This window comes from Salinivibrio socompensis S35 (assembly GCF_000513715.1).
GTDB lineage: Bacteria > Pseudomonadota > Gammaproteobacteria > Enterobacterales > Vibrionaceae > Salinivibrio > Salinivibrio socompensis.
On sequence record NZ_AQOD01000094.1, the window covers coordinates 1 to 6,736 of the forward strand.

The window sequence follows — 6,736 nt, forward strand, 5'->3', positions numbered from 1 at the left end:
TATGTTGAGAAATGATGTTATTCTCACAATGCTCTAGATCTTTGATGTCTAAAACGGAAACTCCTAATGCTGCATCGTTGAGCTTTTTATAAATAAGTGAATCCGTACGAACCATTCTTGCTAGTTGACTTGACCAGACTGTGCAAAGCTTCTTGTATAGCAAAGGGGCACTTTTTGTAAATGTTAATACTAGACCAAGATACCCAAGCCAATCAGGAAATACGCAGTTTTTTGAAATCTTTACTAGGTCGGCAGTTATGCAGATATCAACTATTTTACGCTGTTGTTCTGGAGTAAAAGTATAGGGGAATTGCCCAATTTTAACTGAGTAATTTGTTTGTTGTTTTTTCACCAACCAATTATCTTCAAGAGGGTGTTTACCCCGAGTTAGTTCAACTAGACCAAATCGAAAATGAAGTTGACCACAGGTGGTACAGTTTAAATTCCAGCACCATTTTTCTTGTGAAGCTAGTTCACTCATTGCCTCAAACGCATTCATAAATTTCTCTTAACTTTTTACAATAAAACGAATTTGCTGATCCGTATAAGCTGGATTTAGTAAATTAAATTTTTTTAAGTAAGCTAGAAATTTCTTACCATGGTATTCAGACAATGTTTTAGTCCCTACTGCGTTATTGCCTCCAAACTGACTACAGAAACGGTATGATTGACCATTAATTGAATACTCTTTGACCCAATACCTTTCATGATAATTTTTGGACGCTTCCGTTGAAATCATGATCAATGGGAAAGATATACCAAAGTGTTCTTTGCACCAGTCAATGTTTTTCAATAACTCTAAATGCTCTGCTGTTTGGCTGCAAAAACCGATAATTTCATCAATGTGTTCTTTAACCAATTTTCCAACTCGTAGCTCCACCATATCCACATCCTCTGAATGTTTTAACAATCTAAAAACTTCACCCTCAGGCTTTTCTGTCGTCAATGTTAATCTAACGATTCCTTTATTTTTCCAGCCTCTCAAGGCTCCAGACCAAATATTGGCTTTAAGGTTAGAATGCTCTCCAAATTGCTGAGCCGACCATTCTTCAGTTGAGACTCGGCCATCAGCATATTGAAAAACCTTCCAAGCTTGCTTTTGATTTATCAAGCATTGCCTAAATTCATCTTCACTTGGAATAAATACCAATTCTGGTTTTCCAGTCACCGTTCTGGATTCATAGAAATCAAGAAGCCTACAGATCACGTTATCCGGTGTCTCAAATCCTATTACGTGTTTACCAAGGCGAAGGTAAGTTTCTTGCGATAGTTCAATTTGCATTGCTGATACTCATAAGTAATGTTGCTTACAAATATAGTAATGATCATTACATTTTAAGTCAGCTGTAATTACACTTGAGAAGTAACAGAGAGTTTTGGGATACTATCTGAATTAAAAAAGCCCCTTCGAGAGGGGCTGGTTGATGGGAGCCTAGTTGGCTAGTTGGCGGGGTTATCTGTTTCCTCTTCAGTGATATCGTCATCGGTTGAAGGCACCGCTTGCTCAACTTCTGCTTCTTTACCCTTAGCTTGGGCTGATTTTCGTGCTCGAATTTCGATATCAATTATGCGTCGAGCCAGTTTGATGATGCGCTGTTGCCATGCGTAGTTGCCATCAACACGTTGCTTGTTGCTAAGCACGCTAGACAACCAGAGTGTGTCCATTGAGATCATCAACGCATCGAGTTTGCGAACTAAGCCGACAAACTGGCCAACCTGAGGCGAGCTTATTTTGGCGTTGAAGGTAATCGGGTCCGTGTAGTCAGGTACTTCATCGATGCCGTTGGACTCCATCAGTTTGTCCAAACGAGCTTGTTCGCTGTCTACCGCCTTAGCGCAATCCTCGATCAACTGGCTAATGATCTGTTCCACTTCATCAATTTCGTTCTCATCGCCAATGATGCGCAGGATGACATCGATTCCGTAAAGCGCACTGACCGTGCGCCTAAAAACACGGTCAACGACACGTTGCGCCTGTAAGCTGTTAATTGTGAATGATTGTTCAAAGATGGGTTTTGAGTAATTGGGTTTTGCTTGGGCCATAATTTTGCTCCTGATATGACAATAATCAGTCCCTAGCCTAATCCTCTGTGAGGTAATGGCCTTTCAGCTAGGTGGAAGAATTGAGCATCTTTCTGACTATCCTGTCTGGGTAAGACGGTTACACTGACTATCAAATATTGCTGATCTGTTTCAGTGATATCTGCGCCTGAGAGCATGAGCTCAAAGGAAGCCCGCCGCTGAGTTTTCTCAGTGGTACTAAGAGGTAGCTAGCCTCCTTAAACAAATAGCCTGCATGTTTTTATATGCTCAACCATGCGTTCCTTGCGGTTCGCCTTTTCACCACCCAACTGGGGGAGTTTTCCCCTGTTGGGGGTGACTCCTTCACAACCAAATTAAGGAGTCACCAATGGAATATATCTTCGGATTTATTATCCAAATCGCAGGCATTATGTTGCTTGCAAAACTGAGCTGGTCGCTTTTGCGATTGCTTGCCCGTCAAAGCGTGCGCCCGTTTCGATTTGTACTAACTCAAATCAAGCGATTGCTCACACCAACACCAAAACGTCGTCCAATGGCGGTGCCTAAAGCTCCTGGTATGCCCCGTTTGACATCTGCGTTTTACAAAGAGCCACATCAGTACGACATGGCTTTACTCGAAATACCAACCTATCTGCGCCGTCAGTCTTCTATGCCCATCCGGGCAGAAACGACTGTGTGCACAGAGTTCAACTAAGACGAGGAGAACATCATGAAAAACCAAGTAACACTCATAGGCTACGTTGGCTCTGAGCCAGAGACGCGAGCCTATCCATCAGGTGATTTAGTGACCAGTATTTCGCTGGCCACATCTGAGAAATGGCGTGACCGTCAATCCAATGAGCTCAAAGAGCATACGGAATGGCATCGGGTCGTTTTTCGAGATCGTGGTGGATTTAAGTTAGGGCTAAGAGCAAAAGATTTAATCCAAAAAGGAGCGAAGCTTTTTGTTCAAGGGCCTCAGCGCACGCGCTCATGGGAGAAAGATGGTATTAAGCATCGATTGACCGAAGTGGACGCGGACGAGTTTCTGCTTCTTGATAGTGTGAACAAAGCATCTGATCCATCAGCGGTGGATGATGCGGGCTCCCAAGCTAATTGGGCGCAAACTTATCCTGAACCAGATTTTTAACCGAGCGAAAACGCTTTAACCCAGCCGGGAGTACTTTCCCGTCAGGGGCAGACTCCCACTTTGATTGTCGGAGTCCAAAATGGAAAAACCAAAGCTAATCCAACGCTTTGCTGAGCGCTTTAGTGTCGATCCAAACAAACTGTTCGATACCCTAAAAGCAACAGCATTTAAGCAACGTGACGGTAGTGCACCGACCAATGAGCAGATGATGGCGCTCTTGGTGGTTGCAGATCAGTACGGCTTGAACCCTTTCACCAAAGAGATTTTTGCGTTCCCTGATAAACAAGCTGGGATTATTCCAGTGGTAGGTGTCGATGGATGGTCTCGCATCATTAATCAACACGACCAGTTTGATGGCATGGAGTTTAAGACTTCAGAAAACAGAGTCTCCCTGGATGGCGCGAAAGAATGCCCGGAATGGATGGAATGCATCATCTACCGGCGCGACCGTTCGCACCCAGTCAAAATCACTGAGTATCTGGATGAAGTCTATCGACCGCCTTTTGAAGGTAACGGCAAAAATGGCCCTTACCGTGTAGATGGTCCATGGCAGACGCACACTAAGCGAATGCTAAGACATAAATCCATGATCCAGTGTTCCCGCATTGCGTTTGGCTTTGTGGGAATTTTCGATCAAGACGAAGCGGAGCGAATTATCGAAGGCCAAGCAACACACGTTGTTGAGCCATCAGTGATTCCACCCGAGCAAGTTGATGATCGTACCCGAGGGCTTGTTTACAAGCTTATCGAGCGGGCGGAAGCTTCAAACGCATGGAATAGTGCATTGGAATATGCCAATGAACATTTTCAAGGTGTTGAACTGACGTTTGCGAAACAAGAAATATTTAATGCACAGCAACAAGCAGCGAAAGCGCTCACACAGCCTTTAGCTTCTTAGCGCCACGCATTCATTTTACTAACCCTGGCGGGATTATTCTCCCGTCAGGGGGAAGGTCTCGTCTTTTTTTTGGAGATCTTCCATGACTAAATCAGCCTCACTTTTTCGCTTCGTATTGGTTGTTGCCCTTGTCTTAGGTTCGATTCAAGCCGGTAAAGCGGCAATTGATTCGGTTCAAGCAAGTGTTGTTCAACACCAAACAGCGTTAGCACAAGCTGCAAAGTAACCACTTAACCCTGAAGGGGAGTTCTCTCCTTCGGGGGAGTCTCCCCTCAAAGGAGGCAATATGAAGGTTATCGACCTATCACAACGTACTCCTGCATGGCACCAGTGGCGCATTGCAGGGGTTACGGCATCTGAAGCCCCAATTATTATGGGGCGTTCACCCTACAAAACACCTTGGCGATTATGGGCAGAAAAAACCGGATTCGTATTACCGGAAGACATGTCGAATAATCCTAATGTGCTTCGCGGTATTCGGTTGGAGCCTCAAGCAAGGCGAGCATTTGAGAATGCGCATAATGACTTTCTTCTGCCGTTATGTGCTGAAGCCGATCATAACGCAATCTTTCGGGCCAGCTTTGATGGCATCAACGATGCGGGCGAACCCGTTGAACTGAAATGTCCTTGCCAGTCAGTTTTTGAGGATGTGCAAGCTCACAGAGAACAAAGTGAGGCGTACCAGTTGTATTGGGTGCAAGTTCAGCATCAAATACTGGTCGCCAATAGCACGCGTGGTTGGTTGGTATTCTATTTTGAGGATCAACTGATTGAGTTTGAAATACAACGAGACGCGGCGTTCTTAGCTGAATTGCAAGAAACGGCGCTTCAGTTTTGGGAGTTAGTTCAAACTAAAAAAGAACCGTCAAAATGCCCTGAGCAAGATTGTTTTGTTCCCAAGGGAGAAGCCCAATACCGCTGGACATCGCTGTCTCGCCAGTATTGCTCAGCACATGCCGAAGTGGTTCGACTGGAAAATCACATTAAATCTTTGAAAGAGGAAATGCGAGACGCTCAGTCGAAATTGGTCGCTATGATGGGTAACTACGCTCATGCCGACTATGCAGGGGTCAAACTCAGCCGCTACATGATGGCGGGTACGGTGGACTATAAGCAATTGGCCACCGATAAATTAGGCGAGCTGGACGAACAGGTTTTAGCTGCTTACCGAAAAGCGCCACAAGAGCGGTTGCGTATCAGCACCAGTAAGCCAGAGCAGCCCGTTGAAACACCAATCAAAATCAGCCTTGAGCAAGAGAACTTGGTTCTGCCAGGTGACTCGCCGAGCTCATTTTATTTTTAACGTTCACTTGGAGCCGATTTCGGCTCCTTTCTCATGCGCTTACATCGAGTGCATCAGAAAGCAGTTTCACTCGTAGCCAATGCTGGGTACGAATGATAGAGCGAGCTGAACTCTTACATACACAGCCATACCACAATCTACACACCACCCGACGGGGACTTCATTCCCTGTTGGGGCATGGGGCCTCGTTAAAACTAATGAGGTTTACCATGACTGAACAATCCCCATTTTTGGTTCAAGTGAATCAAGCGTTTAATGTCCCGGCTCCTGATGCTTTCGTTCTGGAAGGATTTGGTGCCGACACTACCCATCCAAACATTCCCGTTCGCAAGGACGAGTATGTTTTTAGAAAAGAAGACTTACGTGACGTATTGGCGTTCTTGTCTAACCCAGACGGTGACGGTTTGTATATTACAGGCCCCACAGGATGCGGGAAGACCTCGCTAATTTGCCAAGTTGCTTCTCGATTGAATTGGCCTGTTCAGCAAATTACTGCGCACGGTCGATTGGAGTTGTCCGATCTTATCGGTCACCACACACTGGTTAATGGCAACATGACCTTTGTGTATGGACCGCTGGCACTGGCTGTCAAGCATGGCCATTTGCTGATCATTAATGAAATGGATCTTGCTGAGCCTGCTGAACTGGCTGGACTCAATGACATTTTGGAAGGTGCCCCGTTGGTCATCGCACAAAATGGCGGTGAGATCATCATGCCACATAACAAGTTTCGTTTTATCGCTACCGGCAACAGTGCGGGCAGCGGTGACCAGACGGGCTTGTATCAAGGTGTGCTTCAACAGAATTTGGCTTTCCTTGATCGCTTTAGAATCATTGAAGCGACCTATGCAGAGCCATCTGTAGAGGAAGCCATTCTGGAGAACGTTGCGCCGGGCTTGCCAGAAGTCTTTCGCCAAAAAATGGTGAAAGTAGCTGGTGACATTCGTCGTCTTTTTATTGGGGGCGCGGATGGCGGTGCTGAGCTTAGTATCACCATGTCCACTCGGACCTTGGTGCGCTGGGCAAAGCTAACACTTGCTTTTAAAGGCGCTCCTAACGCAGTGGAGTATGCGCTGGTTCGGTCTTTGACGGCTCGTGCTGAGTTGGAGCAACGTGAAGCCATTCATCGTATTGCTGCTGATGTCTTCGGTGACCATTGGGAGGATTGATGATGGAAAAGTGCTTTGCTCTTTACCGTTACAGTCATTCTGATGGGACAGCCAAAGAATGGGCCATTTATGTTGGAGCAGATAATCAGGAGATTGAAGTTCGGTTTGGAAAAGTCGGTCAATTGTCGCAGCAGCGATTGATTGACTCGACTCATCCTAACGCAGAAGCAGACCGAAGAATCAATGAGAAAATC

General features: G+C 45.7%; 9 protein-coding genes and 1 pseudogene. 7 read left to right on the forward strand and 3 right to left on the reverse strand.

All coding sequences use genetic code 11. The features are described from left to right. From DZ54_RS20980 to DZ54_RS0110845, 3 genes are all read right to left on the reverse strand, one after another. On the reverse strand, window positions 1–499 hold a 499-nt coding region (locus tag DZ54_RS20980; protein ID WP_037354308.1), incomplete at its 3' end, for a hypothetical protein. 9 nt (window positions 500–508) lie between these two features. Continuing rightward, the gene (locus DZ54_RS23540; RefSeq protein WP_025674074.1) at window positions 509–1,282 is read right to left on the reverse strand and encodes a hypothetical protein; all 774 of its coding nucleotides are present in this window, start codon (window positions 1,280–1,282) and stop codon (window positions 509–511) included. Between the two features lie 158 nt (window positions 1,283–1,440). Continuing rightward, a complete protein-coding gene (locus tag DZ54_RS0110845) occupies window positions 1,441–2,043 on the reverse strand; it encodes a hypothetical protein (RefSeq protein WP_023266676.1) in 603 nt (200 codons plus the stop codon). Window positions 2,044–2,410: 367 nt separating this feature from the next. On the opposite strand from DZ54_RS0110845, the gene DZ54_RS0110850 reads away from it, so the two are divergent. The 7 genes and pseudogenes from DZ54_RS0110850 to DZ54_RS0110880 all read left to right on the forward strand — a co-directional run. Next, window positions 2,411–2,737: a hypothetical protein gene (locus DZ54_RS0110850; RefSeq protein WP_025674077.1), complete on the forward strand. Its 327-nt coding sequence runs from the start codon at window positions 2,411–2,413 to the stop codon at window positions 2,735–2,737. Between the two features lie 15 nt (window positions 2,738–2,752). Next, the gene (locus DZ54_RS0110855; protein ID WP_025674079.1) at window positions 2,753–3,172 is read left to right on the forward strand and encodes a single-stranded DNA-binding protein; all 420 of its coding nucleotides are present in this window, start codon (window positions 2,753–2,755) and stop codon (window positions 3,170–3,172) included. A gap of 79 nt (window positions 3,173–3,251) precedes the next feature. After that, window positions 3,252–4,070: a phage recombination protein Bet gene (gene bet / locus DZ54_RS0110860; protein WP_025674081.1), complete on the forward strand. Its 819-nt coding sequence runs from the start codon at window positions 3,252–3,254 to the stop codon at window positions 4,068–4,070. Window positions 4,071–4,152: 82 nt separating this feature from the next. Further along, window positions 4,153–4,296 carry a hypothetical protein gene (locus DZ54_RS25225; protein WP_164831580.1) on the forward strand — a complete coding sequence of 48 codons (144 nt, stop codon included), beginning with the start codon at window positions 4,153–4,155 and terminating at the stop codon, window positions 4,294–4,296. 60 nt (window positions 4,297–4,356) lie between these two features. Next, window positions 4,357–5,373, forward strand: a complete 1,017-nt coding sequence (locus DZ54_RS0110870; RefSeq protein WP_025674083.1) for a YqaJ viral recombinase family nuclease — start codon at window positions 4,357–4,359, stop codon at window positions 5,371–5,373. A 209-nt stretch (window positions 5,374–5,582) separates the two neighbouring features. Then, window positions 5,583–6,542 (forward strand): AAA family ATPase, encoded by a 960-nt coding sequence (locus DZ54_RS0110875; RefSeq protein ID WP_001959209.1) that lies wholly within the window; start codon window positions 5,583–5,585, stop codon window positions 6,540–6,542. Next, a pseudogene (locus DZ54_RS0110880) lies at window positions 6,542–6,736 on the forward strand (hypothetical protein); the annotation flags it as partial. The gene DZ54_RS0110875 and the pseudogene DZ54_RS0110880, both read left to right, overlap by 1 nt.

Coding starts and splice junctions, on each gene's coding strand:
- DZ54_RS23540 (WP_025674074.1), bottom strand. CDS start 1,282: ATGCAAATTGAACTATCGCAAGAAACTTACCTTCGCCTTGGTAAACAC.
- DZ54_RS0110845 (WP_023266676.1), bottom strand. CDS start 2,043: ATGGCCCAAGCAAAACCCAATTACTCAAAACCCATCTTTGAACAATCA.
- DZ54_RS0110850 (WP_025674077.1), top strand. CDS start 2,411: ATGGAATATATCTTCGGATTTATTATCCAAATCGCAGGCATTATGTTG.
- DZ54_RS0110855 (WP_025674079.1), top strand. CDS start 2,753: ATGAAAAACCAAGTAACACTCATAGGCTACGTTGGCTCTGAGCCAGAG.
- bet (WP_025674081.1), top strand. CDS start 3,252: ATGGAAAAACCAAAGCTAATCCAACGCTTTGCTGAGCGCTTTAGTGTC.
- DZ54_RS25225 (WP_164831580.1), top strand. CDS start 4,153: ATGACTAAATCAGCCTCACTTTTTCGCTTCGTATTGGTTGTTGCCCTT.
- DZ54_RS0110870 (WP_025674083.1), top strand. CDS start 4,357: ATGAAGGTTATCGACCTATCACAACGTACTCCTGCATGGCACCAGTGG.
- DZ54_RS0110875 (WP_001959209.1), top strand. CDS start 5,583: ATGACTGAACAATCCCCATTTTTGGTTCAAGTGAATCAAGCGTTTAAT.